At 71.0% G+C, this 23,609-nt stretch carries 27 protein-coding genes; 15 read left to right on the top strand and 12 right to left on the bottom strand.

Annotation, left to right across the window (positions count from 1 at the left end):
* The 3 genes from AO398_RS21470 to AO398_RS21480 form a co-directional block, all read left to right on the top strand.
* Window positions 1-408 (top strand): helix-hairpin-helix domain-containing protein (locus tag AO398_RS21470; protein WP_244498846.1); only part of this gene is annotated, 408 nt, incomplete at its 5' end.
* Window positions 409-618: 210 nt separating this feature from the next.
* Complete coding sequence (locus AO398_RS21475; RefSeq protein ID WP_058194227.1) at window positions 619-861, top strand: type II toxin-antitoxin system VapB family antitoxin; 243 nt, start codon at window positions 619-621, stop codon at window positions 859-861.
* A 12-nt stretch (window positions 862-873) separates the two neighbouring features.
* Window positions 874-1,269: a type II toxin-antitoxin system VapC family toxin gene (locus tag AO398_RS21480; protein WP_058194228.1), complete on the top strand. Its 396-nt coding sequence runs from the start codon at window positions 874-876 to the stop codon at window positions 1,267-1,269.
* 43 nt (window positions 1,270-1,312) lie between these two features.
* Here the strand turns inward: AO398_RS21480 and trpB are convergent, their stop codons facing one another.
* From trpB to AO398_RS21495, 3 genes are all read right to left on the bottom strand, one after another.
* Window positions 1,313-2,554 (bottom strand): tryptophan synthase subunit beta, encoded by a 1,242-nt coding sequence (gene trpB, locus AO398_RS21485; RefSeq protein WP_058194253.1) that lies wholly within the window; start codon window positions 2,552-2,554, stop codon window positions 1,313-1,315.
* Between the two features lie 134 nt (window positions 2,555-2,688).
* Window positions 2,689-3,006: a helix-turn-helix domain-containing protein gene (locus tag AO398_RS21490; RefSeq protein WP_152997598.1), complete on the bottom strand. Its 318-nt coding sequence runs from the start codon at window positions 3,004-3,006 to the stop codon at window positions 2,689-2,691.
* The gene (locus AO398_RS21495; RefSeq protein ID WP_058194230.1) at window positions 2,984-3,379 is read right to left on the bottom strand and encodes a type II toxin-antitoxin system RelE/ParE family toxin; all 396 of its coding nucleotides are present in this window, start codon (window positions 3,377-3,379) and stop codon (window positions 2,984-2,986) included. Before AO398_RS21495 ends, AO398_RS21490 begins: the two co-directional genes overlap by 23 nt.
* A gap of 262 nt (window positions 3,380-3,641) precedes the next feature.
* Between AO398_RS21495 and msrA the strand changes: the two genes are divergently transcribed.
* Window positions 3,642-4,358: a peptide-methionine (S)-S-oxide reductase MsrA gene (msrA, locus tag AO398_RS21500; RefSeq protein WP_058194231.1), complete on the top strand. Its 717-nt coding sequence runs from the start codon at window positions 3,642-3,644 to the stop codon at window positions 4,356-4,358.
* A 515-nt stretch (window positions 4,359-4,873) separates the two neighbouring features.
* Here msrA and AO398_RS21505 read toward each other — a convergent pair.
* Window positions 4,874-5,824, bottom strand: a complete 951-nt coding sequence (locus AO398_RS21505; protein WP_058194232.1) for a prephenate/arogenate dehydrogenase family protein — start codon at window positions 5,822-5,824, stop codon at window positions 4,874-4,876.
* Window positions 5,817-6,932, bottom strand: coding sequence for a histidinol-phosphate transaminase (locus tag AO398_RS21510; protein WP_058194233.1), 1,116 nt, complete (start codon window positions 6,930-6,932; stop codon window positions 5,817-5,819). Before AO398_RS21510 ends, AO398_RS21505 begins: the two co-directional genes overlap by 8 nt.
* Window positions 6,933-7,124: 192 nt before the next feature.
* Between AO398_RS21510 and AO398_RS21515 the strand changes: the two genes are divergently transcribed.
* The 6 genes from AO398_RS21515 (at window position 7,125) to metW (ending at window position 10,424) form a co-directional block, all read left to right on the top strand.
* On the top strand, window positions 7,125-7,418 hold the full coding sequence (locus AO398_RS21515) for a hypothetical protein (RefSeq protein WP_058194234.1): 294 nt from the start codon (window positions 7,125-7,127) through the stop codon (window positions 7,416-7,418).
* Window positions 7,419-7,560: 142 nt separating this feature from the next.
* The gene (locus AO398_RS29110) at window positions 7,561-7,728 is read left to right on the top strand and encodes a hypothetical protein (protein ID WP_201025806.1); all 168 of its coding nucleotides are present in this window, start codon (window positions 7,561-7,563) and stop codon (window positions 7,726-7,728) included.
* 106 nt (window positions 7,729-7,834) lie between these two features.
* A complete protein-coding gene (locus AO398_RS21520) occupies window positions 7,835-8,014 on the top strand; it encodes a hypothetical protein (RefSeq protein WP_058194254.1) in 180 nt (59 codons plus the stop codon).
* Between the two features lie 92 nt (window positions 8,015-8,106).
* Window positions 8,107-8,313 carry a hypothetical protein gene (locus AO398_RS21525; protein ID WP_058194235.1) on the top strand — a complete coding sequence of 69 codons (207 nt, stop codon included), beginning with the start codon at window positions 8,107-8,109 and terminating at the stop codon, window positions 8,311-8,313.
* A gap of 210 nt (window positions 8,314-8,523) precedes the next feature.
* Window positions 8,524-9,729, top strand: a complete 1,206-nt coding sequence (locus tag AO398_RS21530; protein ID WP_058194236.1) for a homoserine O-acetyltransferase — start codon at window positions 8,524-8,526, stop codon at window positions 9,727-9,729.
* Window positions 9,726-10,424, top strand: coding sequence for a methionine biosynthesis protein MetW (gene metW / locus AO398_RS21535; protein WP_058194237.1), 699 nt, complete (start codon window positions 9,726-9,728; stop codon window positions 10,422-10,424). The genes AO398_RS21530 and metW overlap by 4 nt, the downstream gene beginning before the upstream one ends.
* Here the strand turns inward: metW and AO398_RS21540 are convergent.
* Genes AO398_RS21540 through AO398_RS21550 form a run of 3 tightly spaced genes read right to left on the bottom strand, consistent with a single transcriptional unit; the run spans window position 10,421 to window position 12,765 of the window.
* On the bottom strand, window positions 10,421-11,785 hold the full coding sequence (locus tag AO398_RS21540; protein ID WP_058194238.1) for an ATP-binding protein: 1,365 nt from the start codon (window positions 11,783-11,785) through the stop codon (window positions 10,421-10,423). The two genes, metW and AO398_RS21540, sit on opposite strands and share 4 nt — an antisense overlap.
* Window positions 11,782-12,444: a response regulator transcription factor gene (locus AO398_RS21545; RefSeq protein WP_058194239.1), complete on the bottom strand. Its 663-nt coding sequence runs from the start codon at window positions 12,442-12,444 to the stop codon at window positions 11,782-11,784. The genes AO398_RS21540 and AO398_RS21545 overlap by 4 nt, the downstream gene beginning before the upstream one ends.
* Window positions 12,445-12,459: 15 nt before the next feature.
* A complete protein-coding gene (locus tag AO398_RS21550) occupies window positions 12,460-12,765 on the bottom strand; it encodes a PepSY domain-containing protein (RefSeq protein ID WP_058194240.1) in 306 nt (101 codons plus the stop codon).
* A 438-nt stretch (window positions 12,766-13,203) separates the two neighbouring features.
* Here AO398_RS21550 and AO398_RS21555 point away from each other — a divergent pair, with 438 nt between their 5' ends.
* Together AO398_RS21555 and AO398_RS21560 are read left to right on the top strand one after the other, a co-directional pair.
* Complete coding sequence (locus tag AO398_RS21555; protein ID WP_058194241.1) at window positions 13,204-13,797, top strand: thermonuclease family protein; 594 nt, start codon at window positions 13,204-13,206, stop codon at window positions 13,795-13,797.
* Window positions 13,798-14,246: 449 nt separating this feature from the next.
* Window positions 14,247-14,462 carry a hypothetical protein gene (locus AO398_RS21560; RefSeq protein ID WP_058194242.1) on the top strand — a complete coding sequence of 72 codons (216 nt, stop codon included), beginning with the start codon at window positions 14,247-14,249 and terminating at the stop codon, window positions 14,460-14,462.
* Window positions 14,463-14,931: 469 nt separating this feature from the next.
* Here the strand turns inward: AO398_RS21560 and AO398_RS21565 are convergent, their stop codons facing one another.
* Window positions 14,932-17,187: a lytic transglycosylase domain-containing protein gene (locus AO398_RS21565; protein ID WP_058194255.1), complete on the bottom strand. Its 2,256-nt coding sequence runs from the start codon at window positions 17,185-17,187 to the stop codon at window positions 14,932-14,934.
* 296 nt (window positions 17,188-17,483) lie between these two features.
* On the opposite strand from AO398_RS21565, the gene dapA reads away from it, so the two are divergent.
* The 3 genes from dapA to AO398_RS21580 all read left to right on the top strand — a co-directional run bounded on the left by dapA (window position 17,484) and on the right by AO398_RS21580 (window position 19,625).
* Window positions 17,484-18,383, top strand: a complete 900-nt coding sequence (dapA, locus tag AO398_RS21570) for a 4-hydroxy-tetrahydrodipicolinate synthase (RefSeq protein ID WP_058194243.1) — start codon at window positions 17,484-17,486, stop codon at window positions 18,381-18,383.
* 15 nt (window positions 18,384-18,398) lie between these two features.
* Window positions 18,399-18,872: an SsrA-binding protein SmpB gene (smpB, locus tag AO398_RS21575; protein WP_058194244.1), complete on the top strand. Its 474-nt coding sequence runs from the start codon at window positions 18,399-18,401 to the stop codon at window positions 18,870-18,872.
* A gap of 186 nt (window positions 18,873-19,058) precedes the next feature.
* Window positions 19,059-19,625, top strand: coding sequence for a peroxiredoxin (locus tag AO398_RS21580; protein ID WP_058194245.1), 567 nt, complete (start codon window positions 19,059-19,061; stop codon window positions 19,623-19,625).
* Window positions 19,626-19,640: 15 nt separating this feature from the next.
* Here the strand turns inward: AO398_RS21580 and AO398_RS21585 are convergent, their stop codons facing one another.
* The 3 genes from AO398_RS21585 to rpoZ all read right to left on the bottom strand — a co-directional run bounded on the left by AO398_RS21585 (window position 19,641) and on the right by rpoZ (window position 23,493).
* Window positions 19,641-20,282, bottom strand: coding sequence for an NYN domain-containing protein (locus AO398_RS21585; protein ID WP_058194246.1), 642 nt, complete (start codon window positions 20,280-20,282; stop codon window positions 19,641-19,643).
* 358 nt (window positions 20,283-20,640) lie between these two features.
* Window positions 20,641-22,866 carry a bifunctional (p)ppGpp synthetase/guanosine-3',5'-bis(diphosphate) 3'-pyrophosphohydrolase gene (locus AO398_RS21590; protein WP_058194247.1) on the bottom strand — a complete coding sequence of 742 codons (2,226 nt, stop codon included), beginning with the start codon at window positions 22,864-22,866 and terminating at the stop codon, window positions 20,641-20,643.
* A 216-nt stretch (window positions 22,867-23,082) separates the two neighbouring features.
* Window positions 23,083-23,493 carry a DNA-directed RNA polymerase subunit omega gene (gene rpoZ, locus AO398_RS21595; protein ID WP_058194248.1) on the bottom strand — a complete coding sequence of 137 codons (411 nt, stop codon included), beginning with the start codon at window positions 23,491-23,493 and terminating at the stop codon, window positions 23,083-23,085.
* Between the last annotated feature and the right edge of the window lie 116 nt (window positions 23,494-23,609).

Genomic DNA, 23,609 nt, shown 5'->3' on the forward strand with positions numbered 1-23,609 from the left:
GCCCCCGTGGCCGAGGCGCCCGCCAAGACCGTCCCGGCTGAGCCGGCCGCGCCCCCGCCGGCCCCGGAACCGGCGTCCCAGCCGCCCGCCCCGCCCCCGGTTCCGGCCCCTGCGCGCCCCGCCCAGATGCCGTCCGACGCCCTCGCCTTCCCGTCCGAGCCGCCACAGGTGCAGCAGGGCCAGGCCGAGATCGACCGGGCCGAGGATTCCGCCGGCCCCCGGGCGATCGCGATCCTCGACCTGAACACCGCCTCGGCGGCCGACCTCAACAAGCTCCGGGGCGGCGGCGCGATCGGCCGGGCGATCGTCGCCAAGCGTCCCTACACGTCGGTGGAGCAGCTCCTGTCGAAGCGCGTCCTCAGCCGGGCCGTGTACGACAAGATCAAGGATCAGGTGACGGTGCGGTGAGGCGCCCGCTTCCGGCGACATCGAACGGCGTTGGTTTGCCGTTCGACGCCCTTGTCCCGACAGCTCCTGCCCAGGACCGCAGAGCCCCGGAGGTGTGGAGCTTGCGCCAACCGATCGTGCCGGCGACGTCCTGCTCACCCCCGGTTCGCCCGCCTGGCGGCACGTATGTCTAGGGCCTAGGGATATCCAAGATATCCGGAGAGCATATACATGGCGCTCTACGTCAAGGATCCGCAGGTCGATGACCTTGTCGTCCATCTCATGACGCTGCTGGGAACGACCAAGACCGACGCGGTGCGCCAAGCGCTTCAGAACGAGATCACGCGCCAGACCGGCCAGGTCGATCTGGTCGAGCAAACGGTCGATTTCGTCCGAACGCTTCGCCGGCGGGCCGGGCCAAACCCGAAGCCCGCCAACGCGGCGTTCATCGATAGCCTTTACGAGCGCGATTGAGGCAGAGGCGCGATGTTCGTGGATGCTTCGGCCCTCACGGCGATCCTGACCGACGCGGCCGACGCCCGCGCCCTGGTCGCCCGGCTGCAGCAGGCGCGCCGCCGCATGACGTCGCCCCTGGCCGTTTGGGAGACCGTCGTGGCCGTAGCGCGCCGCCTCGACCTGTCGGTCCCGGACGCGCGCGATGCGGTGCGCGTCTATCTCGACCTCGCCGGCATCCAGGTCCTCGCCGTAACCCCGGAGGCTGCCGAGGTCGCCCTCGACGCCTACGACCGCTTCGGCAAAGGCCGGCACCCTGCCGGTCTCAACTTCGGCGACTGCTTCGCCTACGCCTGTGCCCGGGCGCACCGGGTTCCGCTGCTCTACAAGGGCAACGACTTGCCGCTCACCGACATCGAGGCCGGGTGAGGCCAGACCTCGACCGCGGGACGAGATCCGGCCCGATCCGCGCTCAGAGCTTCGTCCCAAAGATCTCCGCCACCTGCGGGATGTCCTTGTCGCCCCGGCCCGACATGTTGAGCACCATCAGGTGCTCGGCCGGGCGCTGGGGCGCGATGTCCAGCACCCGGGCCAGGGCATGGGCCGGCTCCAGGGCCGGGATGATCCCCTCCAGCATCGAGCAGAGCTTGAACGCCTCCAGGGTCTCGGAATCGGTCGCCGAGAGGTATTGGACCCGGCCCATCTCGTGCAGCCAGGCATGCTCGGGGCCGATGCCGGGATAGTCGAGGCCGGCCGAGATCGAGTGCGCGTCGGAGATCTGGCCGTCCGCGTCCATCAGCAGGTAGGTGCGGTTGCCGTGCAGCACCCCGGGCTTGCCGCCGGTGAGCGAGGCGGCGTGCAGGCCGGACTCGACCCCGTGCCCGGCGGCCTCGACCCCGAAAATCTCGACCTCGCGGTCGTCGAGGAACGGGTGGAACAGCCCCATGGCGTTGGAGCCGCCGCCGATGCAGGCGATCAGCGAATCCGGCAGGCGTCCTTCCTGCGCGATCATCTGCTCCCGGGTCTCGCGGCCGATCACCGACTGGAAGTCGCGGACCATGGCCGGGTACGGGTGCGGGCCGGCCACGGTGCCGATGCAGTAGAACGTGTCGGCGACGTTGGTGACCCAGTCGCGCAGGGCCTCGTTCATCGCGTCCTTGAGGGTCTTGGTGCCGGATTCCACCGGGATCACCTCGGCGCCGAGCATCTTCATCCGGAAGACGTTGGGCGCCTGCCGGGCGACGTCGACCGCGCCCATGTAGACCACGCATTTCAGGCCGAACCGCGCGCAGAGCGTCGCGGTGGCGACGCCGTGCTGGCCGGCGCCGGTCTCGGCGATGATCCGGGGCTTGCCCATGCGCCGGGCCAGCAGGATCTGGCCGAGCACGTTGTTCACCTTGTGGGAGCCGGTATGGTTCAGCTCCTCGCGCTTGAAATAGACCTTGGCGCCCTGCCCGGCGGGCGCCTTGGCGCGCAGGTGCTCGGTCAGCCGCTCGGCGTAGTAGAGCGGGCTCGGCCGGCCGATATAGTGGGTGCCGTAACTCGCCATGTCGGCCGCGAAGGCGGGATCGACCTTCGCCGCCTCGTAGGCCGCCTCCAGTTCCAGGATCAGCGGCATCAGCGTCTCGGCGACGAACCGGCCGCCGAAGATGCCGAAGCGGCCGCGCTCGTCGGGGCCGGTGCGGAAGGAGTTCGGTTCGGGGGCGATGGTCACGGGCAGGTCCTTCCGGACGAATTCGATCTGTTGCCGGGTGCTAGACCCATGCGGCCGCCGCCGCAATGCGGCCTCCCGCCCGCGTAAACACGGCGGCCGGGGCCGATCGCCGCGAATGCGGTGTCTTCGCGCGTTTACAGAATGGCGTCGATGCCCTTCCGGTTGGCGAGGGCGAGCAGCTTCAGCGACGGGCCGCCGGGCTTCTTCTCCCCCCGCTCCCATTTGCTGACCAGCGAGGCGGTCACGTTGAGGGCCATGGCGAAGATCGCCTGGCTCATCTGCGCGGTCTCGCGGATGGCACGGATCGCCTCCGGCCCGAGATCCTCGACCGGCGTCAGGCACGATACGTCGAACCGGCGCATCGTCGCCTTGTCGATGGCGCCGGCCGCGTGGAGATCCTGGGCGATCCGGTGCGCCGACCGGAGCGCGTCACTGCGGTAGGGCGTCGTCACGCTTCCCATCGTCGATCCGTCTCCAGCTTTGCGCGGCGGCGACCCGTTCCAGCGCCTCGTCGCTGAGACTGGCCAGGGTCGCCGCGAGGTCGCGGAACACCTGCGTCTCGGTTTTGGTCAGGTTCGCCCTGGCATTCTTGGCGAATAGGTGCAGGAAGATCGCGATCGTCCCCCGCTTGTAGACGATGATGCTGCGGAAGCCGCCGGAGCGGCCCTGTCCAGCGCGCGGGATGCGCTGCTTGATCAGCGCCAACCCGAGGCGCGCATCGATCAGGTCGCGTTCCGCACGGGCGACCGCCTCGCGCAGATCGTTGTCGGTCACCTTCTGCTTCGCGGCCCGTTTCGCGAAGTCGAGCGGCAGGAAGATGCGCATACGATGGCCTCGCGGGGCGCAGCCCGCTCCAGCATGTGCTCATGTCCTGCTCCTGTCGGCTTGTGTCTGCCTGTGCTGCCACCGCCCCCGTCCGCCGATCCTATAATTATGGTACCTTGTACCACGGTTCAACGCCTGCCTCGGCCTTCCGCCTCGCGCTGAGGGAGCCACCGCCTGCGTAACCGGGGCGCGACCGGGAACGAACATCCGGTGCCATCAAGCGCCGCGCCTCACGCAGGGCGCGCTCTGCAGGAGGACAATCATGGCTCATCGCGTCACGCTTCGCCCGCTCCTCGGGGCGGCCCTCGGGCTCGGCCTCGCCGGTGCGCTGCTGCTGCCGCGGCTGCCGGCCTTCGCCGAGGAGGCGCCGCGCCGCCTGCCCGAGGCCGCGACCCACGCGAGCGCGGCGTCGGGCACCCAGGTGGCGGTGTTCGCGGGCGGCTGCTTCTGGGGCGTGCAGGGGGTGTTCCAGCACGTGCGCGGGGTGCGCGGGGCGGTCTCGGGCTATGCCGGGGGCACGGCTTCGGACGCGGATTACAAGAGCGTCAGCGGCGGCGGCACCGACCATGCCGAGGCGGTGGCGGTCACCTACGACCCGGCCGTGATCCGCTACGACGAGCTGTTGCGGATCTTCTTCTCGGTGGCCCTCGACCCGACTCAGGTCGACCGCCAGGGCCCCGATAGCGGGCGGCAATACCGCTCGGCGCTGTTCCCGCAGGACCCCGAGCAGGCGCGGATCGCCAAGGCCTACGTCGCCCAGCTCGAGGCCGCCAAGGCCTATGCCCGGCCGATCGCCACCCGGATCGAGCCGGGCGCGGCGTTCTACCCGGCGGAGGGCTACCACCAGGACTTCATGGCCCAGCATCCGGGCCACCCCTACATCGCGGTCAACGACGCCCCGAAGCTCGAAGCGCTGAAGCAGCTGTTCCCGGAGCGGACGGCGCCGCAGCCGGTGCTGGTGAACCGGCCGCCGGCGTGAGCGGGGGGCCGCAAGCTGAACGGCCATCCCACCCGCGCCCTCATCCTGAGGTGCCGCTCCGCGGCACCTCAGCGGCTGTGAGATTTCCAATCCTTCGAGGGGCGGAGCGTGGCAGGCCCCCTCTCCCGTGCGGGCTACGATGTTCAGACATCGCACCGCGAACGGCGCGGCGCTCTCTCCTCCCCCTTGCGGGGAGGAGTTGGAGGTGGGGGTGGCTCAGAAGGCACCCTTAACGTTCGATCCTGCACCACCCCCACCCCTGACCCCCCCCCCGCAAGGGGGAGGGGAAATGCGCGGTGCTTCAAACGCTTGCTGCCGGAACGATGTGTGAATCCGCTAGCCCGTGCGGGAGAGGGACCCGGACTTTCCGGAGAGGTCGCACCCCTCACCCTGTCCCTCTCCCGCACGGGAGAGGGGACCCGCGTCTCGTCCTAGCCCTGCAAGCCCGTCTGTCGATCGAAAGACTCACAGCCTGTCAGGATGAGGGTGCGGGTGGGATGAGCCCTCTTGCTGCCCTACGCCTCCGGCGGCCGCGGCCGCCCGAAATCCGGGGCGGCGGTCTCCTGGCCCTGTGCCACGATGCTGCGCCGGATCGCCCGGGTGCGGGTGAACATCGCGTGCAGCGCCTCGCCGTCGCCCCAGCGCACCGCCTTGGCGAGCGCCGAGAGGTCCTCGTTGAACCGGCCGAGCATCTCCAGCACCGCCTCGCGGTTGTTGAGGAAGATGTCCCGCCACATGGTCGGGTCGGAGGCGGCGATGCGGGTGAAATCGCGGAAGCCGCTCGCTGAGAACTTGATCACCTCGGATTGCGTCGCCTCTTCGAGATCCGCGGCGGTGCCGACGATGTTGTAGGCGATCAGGTGCGGCAGGTGGCTGGTGATCGCCAGCACGTGGTCGTGGTGCTCGGCGCTCATGGTCTCGACATTGGCGCCCATGCCCTCCCACAGGGCCCGCACCCGCGCGACGGCCGCGGCATCGGTGCTTTCGGGGGGCGTCAGGATGCACCAGCGACCGTTGAACAGGGTCGCGAAGCCGGCATCCGGCCCCGAGAACTCGGTGCCGGCGATCGGGTGGCCGCGCACCAGCGCGACGCCCGCGGGCAGGTGCGGCTGGATCGCCGCCACGACGGCGCCCTTGACCGAGCCGACATCCGAGACGATCGCGCCGGGCTTCAGGTACGGCGCCAGCTCGGCCGCCGCCGCCCCGATGGCGCCGACCGGCACGCACAGGATCACCAGGTCGGTCTCGGCGGCGCCCGCCTGCGGGTCGCCGGTGACGACGTCCGCGATGCCGAGCTCGGCGACCCGGGCGCGCACGGCCTCGTCCCGGTCCAGGGCGACGATCGTGCCGGCGAGATTGTAGCGGCGGGCCGCCCGGGCGATCGAGGAGCCGATCAGCCCGAGCCCGACGATGGTCAGGCGCCCGAGGGGCGGTGTCGCGGCCTCGGCAAGGTGCAGTTCAGGCATGCGCGCCCCGCACGAAGTCGCCGAGCGCCGCCAGGAAGGCCTCGTTCGCCTCGGCACCCGCCACCGTCACCCGCAGGGCGTTGGGCAGGCCGTAGGCGCTGACCCGGCGCGTGATCAGCCCGCGCTCGGTGAGGAAATCGTCGGCGTCGGCGGCCGAGCGGCCCGGTTCGTCGGGGAAGTGGATCAGCACGAAGTTGGCGACGCTCGGCGTCACCGTCAGCCCCAGCGCCCGGGCGCCGTCGGTGAGCTTGGGCAGCCACTCCGCGTTGTGGGCGGCGGCCGCCGCGGGGTTCTCCTCGTCGGCGATGGCGGCCGCGCCGGCCGCGATGGCCGGGCCCGAGACGTTGAACGGGCCGCGGATGCGGTTGACCGAATCCGCCACATGGGCCGGGGCCAGCATCCAGCCGATCCGCACGGCGGCAAGCCCGTAGATCTTCGAGAAGGTCCGGGTCATCACGACGTTCTCGGACTCGAGCGCGAGTTCGAGCCCGGCCGAGTAATCGTTCGCCCGCACGTATTCGGCATAGGCGCCGTCGATCACCAGCAGCACGTTGGCCGGCAGGGCGGCATGCAGGCGGCGGATCTCGTCGAACGGCAGGTAGGTGCCGGTCGGGTTGCTCGGGTTGGTGACGTAGACGATCCGGGTGCGCTCGGTGACCCGGGCCAGGATCGCATCGACGTCGGTGGTGTAGTCGCGCTCGGGCGCCACCACGGGCGTCGCGCCCGAGGCCAGGATCGCGATCCGGTAGACCAGGAATCCGTGCTCGGAATAGATGCCCTCGGTGCCGGGACCGCCATACGCGTAGGCCAGCAGCGACAGCAGCTCGTCCGACCCCGCGCCGCAGACGATCCGCTCCGGGACCAGCCCGTAGCGCTTGGCGATGGCGGCGCGCAGCACCGTGGCGCGGCCGTCCGGGTAGGTCTCCAGCTTGGCGGTGGCCTCATGCAGGGCGGCCAGAGCCGCCGGGCTCGGGCCGAGCGGCGTCTCGTTGGACGAGAGCTTGTGGACCTTGCCGCCACCGGGCCGCCCGCTCTTGCCGGGCACGTAGGTGTCGATCGCCAGGACGCCGGGGCGCGGCTCCGGGCGGACGGGTTTGGGGGCGGACATGGTCTGCGACTCGGATGCGCGGGCGGGACTTTCGTTTGCCGGGTCCGTCTACAACATTTCCTCGGTGGGTGAAGCCGGACGTCTTTGCGCGCGCCCAGAGGTTAAGCTCTTGCGGGAGATGGACACGCCCTGGTTGGGTCGCGCGCCGTCGCTATGTCCCCCCGACACCCGCTTGCGACAAGGACCGATCCCATGCCCCTCACACGCTACCTGGATGGCGGTGCCCATATCCTGCCCGCCGACGAGAGCCTGATCCGGTTCGCGATGACCAACGGCGAGCGGGTGATCGGGATCGACGTGCCGATCCCGGTGCTGCACCAGCATTTCGGCGGCGCCGACCTCGCACCCCTCGACCTGTTCGCCCGGAACCAGGCGGCGATCGAGGCCGCGGCGAGCGCCGCCTACGACACGACCGCGACCCCCAACGACCTTCTCGACATGGGCCCGGAGGATTTCCGGACGCCCCCGGGCGCGGCCACGCTCTAAGGGTCCGGCGGAGCGAGGTTCCCCCGCGGCAAAGCGGCGACGCGCAAATGCCGCGGGGCACTCGCCACGTTTCGGCCTGTTGATCCCGGAGAAGGGGCCGCGTCGGGCGCGTCGCGCCCCGCGTTCCCCTGGACGGATTCATATGCCCGGTGACCTGATCCCCTGCAGCCTGTTCCTGATCGGGATCCTCACCTCGGTGGCCGCCGATTGTCGAATGCGCCGGGCCGACGCCTCCACGTGGACGAACGGCTGCATCACCGCGGTCGGGGCCGCCATGGTGTTTTTCGCCTGCGCGGTGGCGATCCGCTGATGGGTCCCGCGGGCCCAGATCTGCGGAACCGGCGGGCCCCTCGCACACTTCCCCAGCCGTGATCCTGGGCCGCCTATCGCGGCGCGGCTGGCTCGGTGAGGTTCCCATGATTTCGATCCAGGCGATCGTCGGCTGTGCGCTCGTCCTGTCCGGGCTCTGCGTCGAGAACGTCGCGAGCCGGAGCTGGCGGGTTGGCGTCGGTGCTGACCGGCTCGATGCCCGCGCGGCCCTGGCGCTGGGGCTGCCGGCCCTCGGGCTGGCGCTGATGGCGGCCCTGCTCGCCTGAGCGGGCTTTCGAGTCCGAAGGCCGTGTCGCGGCGCACCGCGAGGCCTGGCAGAGCGGCTTAGATCCCCGGTATCGCAATACGGGGACGGGTCATGGACTTCATCGGTGAGATCATCCTGAACGGCACGATCGCGGCGGCGCAGGCCGCGTTCGAGTTCCTCACGCAGGCCGTGCCGACCCAGTTTCCCGTCGCCCTGAGCGGTTCCGCGGTGGAGGCTGGAGCGACCGCTTTGGCGGATGTCCTCGGACCGACCGGGACGGAGCCCGCGGCGGCCCCCGCGCGGGACGATGCGCCGTAACTCGACCGGCCGCGCGCAGGCCCGACGCCGACAAGCCGGACCAAGCCTTTCGGACCGGGCCCTCTTGCACCGGTCCCCGCGTTGACGCTTGCTCCCCGGAGCATTACCTCCCGGTCTCGCTGGCCGCGTCGGGCGAGTGCGGCGCGTCACGCGACACCGCGCTCGCCCGACGCGGACCGGGATCGCCGACACACGGTCGTCAAGTCCCGCATGGATACCCAACCGGACACCGCGCTGCGGCCGGACCCGATCGACGAGACGGCGGGGCGCCTGTCGGAGCCCTCGCAGGCGCTCGACCCGAAAAGCCTGGTCATGCGCTTCGGCACGGACGCGCCGCTGCGAACCGATGCCGGCGTCGAACTCGCGCCCTTCCAGATCGCCTACCAGACCGCCGGGACCCTCAACGCGGCGGGCTCGAACGCGGTGTTGATCTGCCACGCGCTCACCGGCGACCAGTATTTCGCCCATCCCCATCCAGTCACCGGCAAGCCCGGCTGGTGGGAGACGCTGGTCGGCCCCGGCAAGCCCGTGGACACCGACCGCTACTTCGTCGTCTGCTCGAACGTGATCGGCTCGTGCATGGGCTCCACGGGCCCGGCCTCGATCGATCCCGCCACCGGGCGGCCCTACGGGCTGAACTTCCCGCTGGTGACGATCCGCGACATGGTCCGGGCCCAGATGATGCTGCTGGAGCGGCTCGGCGTGCGCGACCTGTTCCTGTGCATCGGCGGCTCGATGGGCGGGATGCAGGTGCTGCAATGGGCGGCCCTGTACCCCGAGCGGGTCTTCGCCGCGATGCCGATCGCCACGGGGCCGCGCCACTCCGCGCAGAACATCGCGTTCCATGAGGTCGGCCGGCAGGCGATCATGGCCGATCCGGCCTGGGCCGACGGGCGCTATCTCGAGGAGGGCACGCGGCCGTCCAAGGGGCTCGGCGTCGCCCGGATGGGCGCGCACATCACCTACCTGTCCGAGCCGGCCCTGCACCGGAAGTTCGGCCGGCGGTTCCAGGGCGGCTCGGCGCCGACCTTCTCGTTCAACGCCGACTTCCAGATCGAGAGCTACCTGCGCCACCAGGGCCTGAGCTTCGTCGAGCGGTTCGATGCCAACGCCTATCTCTACCTGACCCGGGCGATGGATTACTTCGACCTGGCCGAGGATCATGGCGGCGTGCTGGCCAACGCGTTCCGGGGGATCAAGACCCGGTTCTGCCTGATCTCGTTCACCTCCGACTGGCTGTTCCCCACATCCGAATCGCGGGTGATCGTGCACGCGCTCAACGCCGCCGCCGCCCCGGTCGCCTTCGTGGAGGTCGAGACCGACAAGGGCCACGACGCCTTCCTGCTCGACGAGCCGGCGATGTTCTCGGCCGCCCGCGGCTTCATCGACGCCGCCGCCCGGGCGCGCGGCTTATGAGCGGCTCGATGCTGTTCAAAGGCTCCCCGGGCAACACCGCGCCCTGGCAGACCACCGACGCCCTGCCCCGCACCCCCGAGGGCAACGGCGCCCGGGTCGACCACATCGTCGTGCTGGGCCTCGTGCCGCCGAGCGCCCGGGTGCTCGATATCGGCTGCGGCGACGGCTCCCTGCTGGCGCTACTGCGCGACCGCCGCAGCATCGACGGGCGCGGAATCGAGCTGTCCCGCGACGGGGTGAATGCGTGCCTCGCCCGCGGCCTGTCGGTGATCCAGGGGGACGCCGACACCGACCTGGAGAACTACCCGGACGACGCCTTCGACGTGGTCGTGCTGTCCCAGACCATCCAGGCGACCCGCAACCCCCGGATCGTGCTGGAGCACCTGCTGCGCATCGGCCGGCAGGTGATCATCTCGTTCCCGAATTTCGGGCATTGGCGGGTCCGGTCCGAACTGGCCCTGCGCGGCCGGATGCCGGTCACCGAGATCATGCCGGATGCCTGGTGGGAGACCCCCAACATCCACCATTGCACGATCCGCGACTTCGTCGGCCTGTGCCGCCTGATCGGCGCCCGGATCGAGCACGCCACGGCGCTCGACGCGAGCGGCCGGCCGATGCGCTTCTCCATGCCCTGGTGGGTGTGGAACCTGTTCGGGGCGCAGGGGGTGTTCCTGCTCCGGCGCGGGGCGGATTAGCGCCCCGGCATCGCGCCGTCCGACGCCTCCGTCCAGGTCAGCGCGGCCTGCAACCCGCCCATCTCCGAGCGCATGAAGGCGAGCTGCGCCCCTGCGGCCTCGGCCACGTCGCGGGCGATCGCGATGCCGAAACCGGTGCCCGGGCGGCTCTCGTCCCAGCGCTGGCCGCGTTTGATGCCGGTGATCGCGGCCTCGCTCATGCCGGGGCCGTCATCCTCGACCGTGAGCCGCAGGCCGGCGCCGCTCGCCGGCCTCGACACCCGCACCCGCCGGTGCGCCCATTTCCGGGCATTGTCGAGCAGGTTGCCCAGCACCTCCATCAGCTCGCCCTCCTCGCCCGGATAGGCGAGCGCCTCCGGCACGGCGACCTCCCAGGCGAGGGAACCGCCCTCCGGCAGCCGGCGCATGGTCGCGACCAGGCGCTCGACCCCGGGGGCGACCCGGCAGGTCCGACGCCGCAGGTCGCCGGCTGCCGCGATCCGGGCGCGGGCCAGCGCGCGCTCGACTTGGCCCCCCATCGCGCGGGCCTGCTCGGCGATCTCCGCCGAGAGGCCGGGATCGGCCGGCCCGGTCCGGCGCGCGAGGGCGTCGAGTACGGCCAGCGGCGTCTTGAGGCCGTGGGCCATGTCGGCGGCCGCGGCGCGGGCCCGGACCAGGGCCCGCTCCTGCGCGTCGAGCAGCCGGTTGAGGTCGGTCACCAGCGGCCGGACCTCGTCGGGAAACTGCTCGGGCAGCCGGGTCCGTGTCCCGGCATGGACCGCGCCGAGATCCTGCTGCAGCACCCGGAACGGCGCCAGCGCCCGGTGCACGAACAGCCACAGGGCGAGGGTCAGGACCACGAACAGCGCCGCCAGCGCGGGGACCAGCAGGCGCAGGAACGTGGCCCGGCTCGCAGCCAGGCCGCGCCGGTCCTCGGCCACGATCACGCGCAGCTCGGTCTCGGTGCCGCGCGGGCCGATCTCCAGGGGGCGGATGACGGCGATCAGCCGGCCACCATCCGGCCCGATGGCCGCGACGGTGGCGGGGGCGTCGCCGGTCGTTGGCCCCAGGTCGAGGCGCTTGTCCCAGAGGGAGCGCGAGCGCAGGACGTGGCTCCCCGCCTCCACCTGCCAGTACAGGCCGCCATAGGGTGTGGAAAAGCGCGGGTCCGGCGGCTCCCGGGAGATTGTGGGGCTCCCGTCCGGGGCGAGGTTGACCCGGCCGGCGATGAGCTTGGCGGTCCGGTCGAGCTCGTCGGCGGTGCGGGCGTCGAGCACCTGGTCGAGGATCACGGTGAGGCCGATGCCGGCCAGCAGCAGCGCGAGCGCGATCAGGGCGGCCGCCGCGAGCCCCAGCCGCAGCCGCAGGGAGTCGCGCCTCACGGCGCGTCCGCGACGCGGTAGCCCTGGCCGCGGCGGGTCTCGATCACCCCCGGCCCGAGCTTGCGGCGCAGACGGGTCAGGAGCGCCTCGAGGGCGTTGGACTCACGCTCGGTGCCCACGCCGTGGAGATGGTCCAGCACCTCACCCGCCGGCACGACCTGCCCCTGCCGGTGCAGCAGGAAGGCCAGGAGCCGGTATTCGAGGGCGGTCAGTTCGGCCGGCCGGCCCGCGACGCTGACAGCCCGGGTGCGGGTGTCGAGCTCCACCGCCCCGGCCCGGAGCACCGGCGAGGCGTGGCCGGCGGTGCGCCGCAGGATCGCCCGCAGGCGCGCGATCAGCTCCTCCATGCGGAACGGCTTGACCAGATAATCGTCGGCCCCGGCATCGATGCCCTCGACCCGCTCGCGCCAGCCGTCCCGGGCCGTGAGGATCAGCACCGGCAGCACCACCTCGGCCGCCCGCAGCCGGCGCAGCACGCCCAGCCCGTCGAGGCGGGGCAGGCCGAGATCGAGCACCATGGCATCGTAGGGTTCGGTCTCGGCGCGGAACCACGCCGCCTCCCCGTCCGCGACCACGTCGGCGACGTAGCCGGCCTGTTCGAGCCCGTGCTTCACGTCCGCGGCGATGCGCGGTTCGTCCTCGACCACTAGGACGCGCACGGCCGGCTCCCGCCCTCAATCATCCTCGTCCTCGTCCAGGATCTTGAGCGAGCCGGCATCGACCTTCACGGAGCGGCGCTTCCCGTCGGTGCCGAGGATGCGCAGCTTGTACCGCCACTGCCCGTCGTCGCGCTTGAGATCGACCGCCACCACGTCCCCCGGTACCGCCGCGCGGGCGGCGCGCAGGACCTCGTCGAGGGGGCGGATCTCACCCTTCTCCAGGGCGCGGCGGGCGCGGGCGGCGTCCTCGGAGGCGTGGGCGGGCCAGGCCGCACAGGCGAGCAGCAGGAGCGCGGCGCGGCGGGACGGGGGCTGGATCATGCGGGGGCGGGCTCGGTCATGACGGGTTCACGGCATCACATGTTTCCGAAGGCGGCGCTGGTCCCCTCCCCGCACGGGGCTAGCGGATCCACACACCGGGATCGTTCTGCGGCAAGCCTCTGAAACACGATGCGTTTCCCTTCCCCTTGCGGGGAGGGGCCAGGGGTGGGGGTGGTGCAGGATCGAACGTTAAGGGTGCCTTCTGAGCCATCCCCACCTCCAACGCCTCCCCGCAGAGGGGAGGCGCGCGCGTCGCCGCCTGCGCCAAGCAAAATCGGGCTGGGTCAACCATAACGCAGAGAGGTGGGGTCCGGCCCTGTAAAGTCATCCCGCATCGCATGGCGCGAACAGCCTGACGGGAGGCTGACAGGCGCCGTCAGGATCGCGGGGCGCCGCTCCGTCAGAAGGGGGCCAGACCTCTTCCGGAGACGCGATCCCATGTCCCTGATCCTCGGTGCCCTCCTCGCCTGTGCCGCTGGCCTCGCCGGCACCCTCCTCTGCCCCGACGACGCCGCCCGCCGCTCGCGGCCGGCGCCGCGGGCCACGTTCCTGGCTGGCGGTCTCGCCTGGCACGCCCCGGCCCGGGCCGGCGAGGCTCTGCACGGCCCCGCCCGGGTGCTCGACGGTGGGACACTCCTGATCGGCGCCAGCCGCATCAGCCTCGCGGGCATCGCGGCACCGGACGCCGACCAGACCTGCTCGGACGCCCGGGACCAGACCTACGCGTGTGGCCGGGCGGCGGCCCGGGCGCTCGCGGATCATATCGGCGGGGCTGCCATCACCTGCGAGCCCCGTCCGTCCGCGGCCGGGGGCGCCGTGGTGGCGCTGTGCCGGATCGGCGACGAGGATCTCGGGGCCTGGATGGTGGCGCAGGGCCTCGCGGTGCCCGATCGCGCCGCGGCGCCCACCTATGCGGCGGCGGCCGACCGGGCCTGGGGCCGCCGGCTCGGCCTCTGGTCCGGGGTGTTCCAGGACCCCGCAGGGCGGCGCGGCCGGCGCGCCGACATGGCCGGGCTCCGGGTCGCCGGCTAACGGACGGCGCCGACGCCGCCGGTGCGCGATGGCTGCCGGCTCCGGCGCGCGGCGTCCTGATGATCGCCGAGCCGCAACAGCCGCGGCGGATGCCGTTCAGAGGCTCGAACGAGGGCCGGCTTCCGGTCCCGATCCAAGGCAGGCTTCCTGTCGGCGACAGGGAGACGGACGCGCAGACCGAACCCAGAGGCTCCCGACGTGGCCCGCGTGAGCACGGCGCGGTCCCACCGGTGATCTCGGCCCATGTGCTGCTGCGGTGGGTGAGCCGTCCGTCGGCACGTTCAGGCCCGTCGATCCGGCTGCCTATTGCAACGCGTTCGGGGACGGCTCAGAATTCCCGTCACGTTCTCTTATGGTTGTCTAAAAATAGCAGACTTGATTTTTTATACAGTTTTTCGTGCTACAACTTCGGTTCATCTATACCGACCGACGGTAGAAGGATGTCCCGCATGAGCGGCTCGGACAAGCCGGAGAGCCAGACCTTGCGGACGCTGGCCGGGATCCTCGGCGTCTCGGTCGAGCATTTTTTCGACGGCGCTCTCGCATCCGACGGCACCGCCGACTCGCAGGAATGCCTGCGGCTCTGGTCCTGCATCAGGACCGACGAGGGCCGTCAACGCGCCCTGACCTATCTCCGGGGCATCCTGGAGGACGAGCAGCGGTGATGCGTGGGGGCGACGATCGAGGCTGCGCGCCCTCCGCGAAGGCTCTCGGGCGTGGCCGAGCGAGGCATGGGGCCCGTCTCCCCCCGGGGCTGGCGGCTTGACGGAGCGAGGTCCGGACGGTCCTCGGCGGCAAGAGGTCCGTGGCGGCAAGCGAAGTCTCTTCCGAGGAGACCCGCGCCCTCCCTCCCCCCGCAGCTACGATGTTCGCACAACGGCTCTTGGGACGCGCTCTCCTCCCCCTTTCAGGGAGGCGTTGGAGCCGGGGGGCTCAGAAGGCACCGCTGCGCCTGATCCTGAACCGCCCCCACCCCTGACCCCTTCCCGCAATGGGGAAGGGAAACGCGGTGTGTTTCGGAGACTTGCGACAGAGCTTTCTGACGTGTGAATCTGCTAGCTCCCCGCAGAGGGGGCGGACGCGCCTGGGGCCGCCCCATGACCCCCGGCCGTCCATGACGGCCGGCCCGGTCCCCTACCGCGCCCCGCGGTGCAGATCCCCGTCGATCAGCAGGGCGCTGCGGTTGTCCAGGCGGGAGCGGTAGACCTGCAGATTCTCCATCACCCGCTGCACGTAATTGCGGGTCTCGGTGAACGGGATGCGCTCGACCCAGTCGATCACGTCGACCTCGCCCTTGCGCGGGTCGCCGTAGGCGTCGATCCACTTCTTCACGTTGCCGCCGCCGGCATTGTAGGAGGCGAAGGCGAGCACGTAGGAGCCGCGCCAATCCTCCATCAACTCGCCGAGATGGGCCTGGCCGAGCTTGGCGCAGTAGGCCGGGTCGCTGGTCAGGCGGTCGACGTCGAAGGCCGTGGCGACCCGGCGGGCGGTGCGCTGGGCGGTGGCCGGCATCATCTGCATCAGGCCGCGGGCGCCGACGCCGGACTGGGCCCGGGGGTCGAACTGGCTCTCCTGCCGGGCGATGGCGTAGACCATGGCCCGCTCCACCTGCGGCACCGCCGTGAAGGTCTCGTAGGTCGGGATCCCGATGGTCGGATAGGCATGGGCGTCCAGCGGCAGGCCGCGCTGCATCGCGAGCTTGCCGATCGCCACCAGGGCGCGGGCATCCTTCATCTCGGTGGCGAGGTCGCCCAGCGCCTGGATCTCGCGCGGGTCGGCGAGGTCCCGGGCGGCATCGATGTAGAGCGGCAGCGCCAGGTCCTTGAGCCCGGCCTCGCCGAGCATGCGCAGGGCCCGGATGTAGAGCCGGTCGTCGAAGGATTGCCGCTCGACGCCCTCGAGATCGGCCGGCGCGCGCAGGGGCAGGCTGGTCTGGCCGAGGCGCGCCCGGGCGACCTGGCCGTAATAGGCGATCGGCTGCAGGGCGGCCCGCTCGTAGAAGGTTTTGGCCACGTCGTGCTGGCCGAGCGAATCGGCCGCCCGCCCCTGCCAATAGGCGGCGCGGGCCAGCGAGACCGGGCTCTCCGCGATGGTCGCCATCCGGGCGAAGTGCTGCGCGGCGCTCGCCGGGTCGCCGGCGAAGCGCAGGGCGATCCAGCCGGCGTGGAACTCGGCCTCCAGGCGCTTCTCCGGCGTGCGCGCGGCGTGGCCGCTTGCCACCGTGAAGGCGGTCCTGGCATCGCCGAGGTCCAGGAGCTTGCGCGCCACGATCCGGCGCTCGACCCACCATTCGTCGCCGTCGACCAGCACGTCCGGATTGGCGGGCGCCGTGGCGAGCACCGCGGCGGCCTCCTCGGGCTTGTCGGCCCGGCGGAAATACTGCGCCCGGGAGAAGATGTAGGAGGCGTCGCCCCGGAGCGACGGCGGCACCGCCGCGAGGGCGGCCGGACCGCCGGCCTTGTCCTCGACGGCCCGGCGGGCGCGCACGAGGCTGGCATAGCCGCCGCCCGCGTAGCCGGCGGCCCGGCCGGCGCTCTCCCAATCGTCCTTCAGGAGCGCCCGCTCCATCCGGTAGCGGTGATCGATGCGGGTGAGCACCCCCGGGAACGCGTCCTGGACCTTGGCCTCCAGACTCTTCCCGAAACTCTCGGTGCGCCACAGGTCGTGGACGATCTCGGCGGCGTCGCCGTCATAGCCGTCGGCCCGGAGCGCCAGCGCCAGGGCGAACTTGCCCGGCGCGCTCACCGGCTTGGCGGTGGCGAAGAAGGCCCGGACCAGGGCCGGAGGCTTGCGCTCGGAGAGCAGCGCCTCCTCGGCCCGGCGGCGCAGCAGTGGGCCGGCCGGCCAGGACGGGTTGGCCCGGGTGAACGCCACGGTGCGGGCGAAGCCGATGCCGGCGCCCGCGCGGATCGCCACCCATTCAAGCAGCGCCCGGGCGGCGGGATCGTTGAAGCCGTCGCGCATCCGGTCGCCGTCGGCGACCCGGCCCTTGCGGTAGAGGTCGATGGCGCCGCGCAGCAGCGTCGGGTCGGTGTCGCCCGAGATTTTTGGCTTGCCCGGGTCCGGGACTTCCGGAACCGGCGCGGCCGGAGTCACCGCCGCGTCGGGCAGCGGGAACGCCACGGGGGCGTCGGGATCGGCCGAGGCATAGGCGGTGGCCGCCGCCGGGATCTTGCCGCCGGCCTCCTCGCCCCGGTCGGAGCCCTTGGCGGTCTGGGCGGGATCGAGCTTGAGGGCGTCGGCGGTGACCGGATCGGCGACCGCCTCGGCCTCGGTGCTCCGGGTCTGGGCCGGGGACAGGGCGGCGTCGCTCGAGGGCGGCGTCGGCTGCGAGGCGGGCGCGTCGGTGCCGGCCTGCCCGGCCAGCGCGACGCCCAGCGTCGTGACCAGGGCCGCCGCCGCCAGGGGCGTGCGCGTCGAGGCCAGCGCGCGGATCAGGGGACCTCGGATCGACTGGGCTCGGATCACGTTTCCCCCCTTCTCGCGACCGGAGTGGAAAGAAATGAAGATCGGCGCGGGGGCATTAAGAACCCGTAAACCCTCGCCACGATCTGTTTGCGCACCGTGGCGCGACCTTCTATGTCTGCCCGTCCGCGGCCGAACGGCACGCGGGACGCGCGGCGCCGAGAACGCCGCAGCCAACCAGTCCGCCGAGACGCCAGCTCATACTCTTCGGGACGCCTGAGATGACCGAGATGACCGGGAGCCGCCTGCGGGGCTCGCTCACCGCGCTTGTGACGCCGTTCCGCGACGGCGCCTTCGACGAGGCCGCGTTCCGGACATTCGTGCGCTGGCAGATCGCGCAGGGCAGCCACGGCCTGGTGCCCACCGGCACCACCGGCGAGAGCCCGACCCTGACCCATTCCGAGCACGACCGGGTGGTCGAGGCCTGCATCGACGAGGCCGGCGGCCGCGTGCCCGTGGTGGCGGGTGCGGGCTCCAACTCCACCGCCGAGGCGGTGGCCCGGGCGCGCCACGCCGAGCGCGCCGGCGCCGACGCCGTGCTGGTGGTGACGCCCTACTACAACAAGCCGACGCAGGAGGGCCTCTACGCCCACTTCAAGGCCGTCAACGACGCGGTCGGCATTCCGATCATCATCTACAACATCCCGCCGCGCTCCGTCGTCGACATGAGCGTCGAGACGATGGCCCGGCTCTTCGAACTGAAGAACATCGCCGGCGTGAAGGACGCGACCGCCAAGATCGACCGCGTCAGCCAGCAGCGACAGGCCATGGGGGCGAACTTCCTCCAGCTTTCAGGCGAAGATGCGACGGCGCTCGGCTACAACGCCCAGGGCGGCCACGGCTGCATCTCGGTGGTGGCCAACGTGGCGCCGCGCCTCTGCGCCGACCTGCAGGAGGCCTCGCTCGCGGGCGACTACGCCAAGGCGCTCACCCTGCAGGACCGGCTGTTCCCGCTGCAGAGCGGGCTGTTCGCCGAGGCCAATCCGGGCCCGACCAAGTACGCGCTGGCCAAGCTCGGCCACATGACCGAGGACCTGCGCCTGCCGCTGGTGCCGGTCTCGAACGCCACCCGGGCGATCGTCGATGCGGCCCTGCGCCACGCCGGCCTTCTGGAAGGCTGAGGAGAGTCACCCAACATGGCCCCGAAACCGGAGCCCAGTCGGCGCATCGTCGCCGACAACCGTGCCGCACGCTTCCACTACACGATCGAGGACACCTTCGAGGCCGGCCTCTCGCTGACCGGCACCGAGGTCAAATCCCTGCGCATCGGCAAGGCGACGATCGGCGAGGCCTATGCCGGCCCCTCCGGCCGCGACCTGATGCTGTTCAACTGCTACATCCCGGAATACCTGGAGGCGAACCGCTTCAACCACGAGCCCAAGCGCCCGCGCCGCCTGCTGCTGCACCGCCGCCAGATCAACAAGCTGATCGGCGCGACCCAGCGCCAGGGCTACACGGTGGTGCCGCTGAAGATCTACTTCAACGACAAGGGCCGGGCGAAGATCGAGCTCGGCCTGGGCAAGGGCAAGCAGGCCCACGACAAGCGCGAGGCCGCCAAGGAGCGCGACTGGCAGCGCGACCGGGCGCGGCTGCTGCGGGACCGGGGGTAGACCGGTTCACGGCCGTTCCGTCATTGCGAGCGGAGCGAAGCAACCCAGTGCGGCGCGCGATCCCAGACCACCGCGCTGCCCTGGGTCATGGCGCTTCGCGCGTGATGACGGCGCGGGCGAAGCCTAAAAGCGGGCGATTCCCCTTCGGCGCGCGGCGATCTAGGCTCGCGATCTGAGGAGACGCCCATGCAGCCCAGCACCGACGCCCTGCCCGCCGACCTGCCGGCTCCCGTGGATGACGGCGCCGCCGATCACCTGCGCGGGATGACGCTGCCCGACGTGGCGCTCACCGCCACGGATGGCCGGACGGTCTCGCTCGCGAAGCTCTCCGGCCGGACCGTGGCCTATGCCTATCCGCGCACCGGCGAGCCGGGGAAGCCGGCCCTGACGCCGGATTGGGACGCGATTCCCGGCGCCCGGGGCTGCACCCCGCAGGCCTGCGATTTCCGGGATCATCATGCTGCCCTGCGGGCGCGCGGCGTCGCCCAGGTCTTCGGTCTCTCGACCCAGACCAGCGCCTACCAGCGGGAGGCGGCCGAGCTGCCGCACCTCCCGTTCCCGCTGCTGGCCGACCCGCACCGGGCCTTCGCGATGGCCGCCCGCCTGCCGGTCTTCGCGGCGGGCGGGCAGGGGCTGCTGGCCCGCCTCACCCTGGTGATCGACGACGGCGTGGTCGCCCAGGTGTTCTACCCGGTCTTTCCCGCCGATCGCGGCGCCCAGCAGGTGATCGACTGGCTCGACGGCGCCGCCTGAAGCTAAGCCCCGATCTCAGCCCTCTTCGGATTCCGGCTGGCGGATGCCGTAGCGGTTCTCGAGGGCCGGGCTCGGGCGGGCTTCGCCGCGGTAGCGGCTGGCGGTGTCGCCGGCAGCCCGGACCGGGCGCTCGCTCGGCTCGCGGCCGATGCGGTTCGAGAGGCTCGCGAGGTCCACGAACTCGTCGGCCTGCCGCCGCAGCTCGTCGGAGATCATCGCCGGCTGGGTCTGGATGGTGGAGATCACCGTCACCTTGACGCCGCGCCGCTGCATCGCCTCGACCAGCGAGCGGAAATCGCCGTCGCCGGAGAACAGCACCATGTGGTCGATATGCGGGCTGAGTTCGAGGGCGTCGATCGCCAGCTCGATATCCATGTTGCCCTTGTACTTGCGCCGGCCCATCGAGTCCGTGAACTCCTTCACGGGCTTGGTGACGACGCGATAGCCGTTGTAGTCGAGCCAATCGATCAGCGGCCGGATCGAGGAATATTCCTGATCCTCGATCATGGCCGTGTAGTAGAACGCCCGCAGCAGGTTGTCGCGAGCCTGGAATTCCTTGAGCAGCTTCTTGTAGTCAATATCGAAGCCGAGGGCCTTGGTGGTCGCGTAGAGGTTGGCGCCGTCGATGAAGAGAGCGCTGCGCTGCGGTGCTGCCATGGATGGATCGGATCCTGAAGAATATGGGGCGCCGGAAATCGTGGGCTGAAACGGCTGAGAGAGATCCGGGCGGAAAACCCGGGCCGCGTCGTCGCGATCGAATGCCGAACGGGGATGAAATCCGAGGCGCAATGGCTCGGCCCCTTCGGGGCGACCGTCGCCCGGGCGTTTCAACCATTTGGGCGAAACGCACCCCTGTCAAGTCAACCGGAAGGAATGCGGATCTCGTTAGCGGCGAATCCGCGCAGTGTCGATCAAAAAATTGTATCCCGACGTATCGCGCCCAAGCTCTGGGATAAAAGGCCGAAGTTGATCCGTAAAACCTGAGGTTCATCGCCCCGTCGGGCCGGCGATGATCTTAGCCGTTCACGCGCTCGACGCTGTTGACCGGGCGCTTGCCGCGCAGCTCCGCGATGATCGCGGTGAGATGCTGGAGATCCCAGACCGACAGGTCGATGGTGATGTCGGTGAAGTCCTGGGTGCGCCGCTTCATCGAGATGTTGTCGATGTTGCCGTCGTGGTCGGCGATCACCTGGGCGATCTGGGCGAACACGCCGGGCTCGTTGATCGACTTCAGCGCCAGCCGGGCCGGGAAGCGCTCGGTGCCGGAGGCCTCCGTGTCCCAGCGGACGTCGAGCCAGCGCTCGGGCTCGTTGTCGAAGGCGGCGAGTGCGGCCGACTGGATCGGGTAGACGGTGACGCCGACCCCCGGGGTCAGGATGCCGACGATCCGGTCGCCCGGGACCGCGCCGCCATTGGGCGCGAAGGTCACCGGCAGGTCGCCGGCGAGGCCCCGGATCGGGATGGCCTCGCTGCGGCCCTCGCTGCCCGGGAAGGTCAGCCGCATGGTCTGGTCGGCCGAGCGCACGAGCCGGCCGGCGCCATTCAGCGCGCCCTGCGGCGTCGATGGCCGGCGCTCGTCGCGATGGTCGGGATAGACCGCCCGGACCACGTCGCCGGAGAACATCTCGCCCCGTCCGACGGCGGCGAACACGTCCTCCGTGGTCGCCCGGGCCAGCCGCGGCAGGGCACCGCGCAGCTTGTCCTCCGAGAAGGTCTTGGCGGCGCGCTCGAAGGCCCGATCCAGGATCTGGCGGCCGAGCCCGGCATATTGCCGGCGCACGGCGGTCCGGGTCGCCCGCCGGATCGCCGCCCGGGCCTTGCCGGTCACCACCAGGGATTCCCAGGCGGCCGGCGGCGAAGCGCCGTCCGAGCGGCTGATCTCGACCTCGTCGCCGTTGGCGAGCTCGTGCAGCAGCGGCGCCATCCGGCCGTTGATCTTAGCGCCCACCGCCGAATTGCCGACATCGGTATGCACCGCGTAGGCGAAGTCGATCGGCGTCGCGCCCCGCGGCAGGGCGATCAGCCGGCCCTTCGGGGTGAAGCAGAACACTTGGTCCTGGAACAGCTCGAGCTTGGTGTGCTCCAGGAACTCTTCCGGGCTGTCGCCCTCGGCCAGCAGCTCGATGGTCCGGCGCAGCCATTGGTAGGCGCCGCTCTCGGCGGCGAGCTTGGGGTGGACGCTGCCCGGCTCCCTGGGCACGTCCTTGCCGAGTTCCTTGTAATGGGCATGCGCGGCGATGCCGTATTCGGCGATGTCGTCCATGGCGCGGCTGCGGATCTGCAGCTCGACGCGCTGGCTTTTCGGCCCGATCACCGTGGTGTGGATCGAGCGGTAATCGTTCTGCTTCGGCGTCGAGATGTAGTCCTTGTACCGGCCCGGCACCATCGGCCAGCTGGTATGGACGATCCCGAGCGCCACGTAGCAATCCTGGACCGTGTCCACGATCACCCGGAAGCCGAAGATGTCGGAGAGCTGCTCGAAGGCGACCGACTTGCGCTCCATCTTCGACCAGATCGAGAACGGCCGCTTCTGCCGGCCGCTGACCTCGGCGGTAATGCCCTGGGCGGAGAGCTTTTCGGTCAGCACCTGCGCGATGGTCTCGACCACCCGCTCGGACTTGGCGGTAAGGCGGGCGAGCCGCTGGGTGATGGTGGCGTAGACCTCCGGCTCGATGTTGCGGAAGGCCAGGTCCTCCAGCTCCTCGCGCAGCTCCTGCATGCCCATCCGGCCGGCGAGCGGCGCGTAGATGTCCAGGGTCTCCTGGGCGATGCGGTGGCGCTTGTCCTCCCGCATGTGGTGGAGGGTGCGCATGTTGTGCAGGCGGTCGGCGAGCTTGACCAGCAGCACGCGCACATCCGCCGCCACGGCGAGCAGCAGCTTGCGGAAGTTCTCGCCCTGGGCGGCCTGCTTGGAGACGAGATCGAGCCGCTTGAGCTTGGTCAGCCCGTCGACCAGCGCGCCGATCTCCGGCCCGAACAGCCGGCGGATCTCCTCCAGCGTCGCCTCGGTATCCTCGACGGTGTCGTGCAGGACCGCGGCCACGATGGTGGCGTCGTCGAGATGCAGGTCGGTGAGGATCGCGGCCACTTCGAGCGGATGCGCGAAGAACGGATCGCCCGAGGCCCGCTTCTGCGTGCCATGCGCCTGCATGGCGTAGACGTAGGCCCGGTTGAGCAGCGCCTCGTCGGCGGCCGGATTGTAGCGCTTGACCCGCTCGACGAGCTCGTACTGGCGCATCATCCGCCGGGCCGTCGTCGGTTCCTGGATGGCACGCGGGGTCGGAGTCACGCCCGACTCTCCCGCAACGGGCGTGCCTGCGCCAGCCCCCGGCGGCGGAAAAGCGCCGGTTGCGACCGTATCGCCGTCCGAACGCAAGAACCCGGCGTCTCCGCCGGGTCCGGTCGCGGTCAGGTCATGATCATCCAGGCCCACGTGGAGCGGCTCACTGTCCAGGGTTTACTCGCCCTCGTCGTCAGTCTCGACCGGCGGGGCGAGGTTCTCGAGGCCGCGCAGCAGGTCTTCCTCGCTCATGCGGTCGAACTGGACCGCCGCATCGTCGCTGGAGGATTGCGGGGCCACGGCGGCCGCAGCCGGCGAGCTCGACAGCAGCGGCACGGTCTCGGCCTCCGGCTCGTCAACCTCGACGTATTTCTGCATCGAGTGGATCAGCTGTTCCTTGAGGTCGTCGGCCGTGATCGTCTCGTCGCCGATCTCGCGCAGGGCCACGACCGGGTTCTTGTCGCGGTCGCGATCGATGGTGAGCGGGGCGTCGCCGGCGAGCAGGCGCGCCCGGTGGCTCGCCAGCAGCACCAGCTCGAACCGGTTCTCGACCTTCTCGATGCAGTCTTCGACGGTGACGCGCGCCATGCGGGGCGGCTCCTCAGCTTAAGCGACGGGTGATGTCGGGTGTGGCGCCACTCTACACGGAATGCCGTTGTGCAACAAGCACAGCGGGTTGCGCCGGGCGCGCGTCTGGCGGGCGG

The sequence above is a fragment of the Methylobacterium sp. GXS13 genome (assembly GCF_001455965.1).
Lineage (GTDB): Bacteria > Pseudomonadota > Alphaproteobacteria > Rhizobiales > Beijerinckiaceae > Methylobacterium.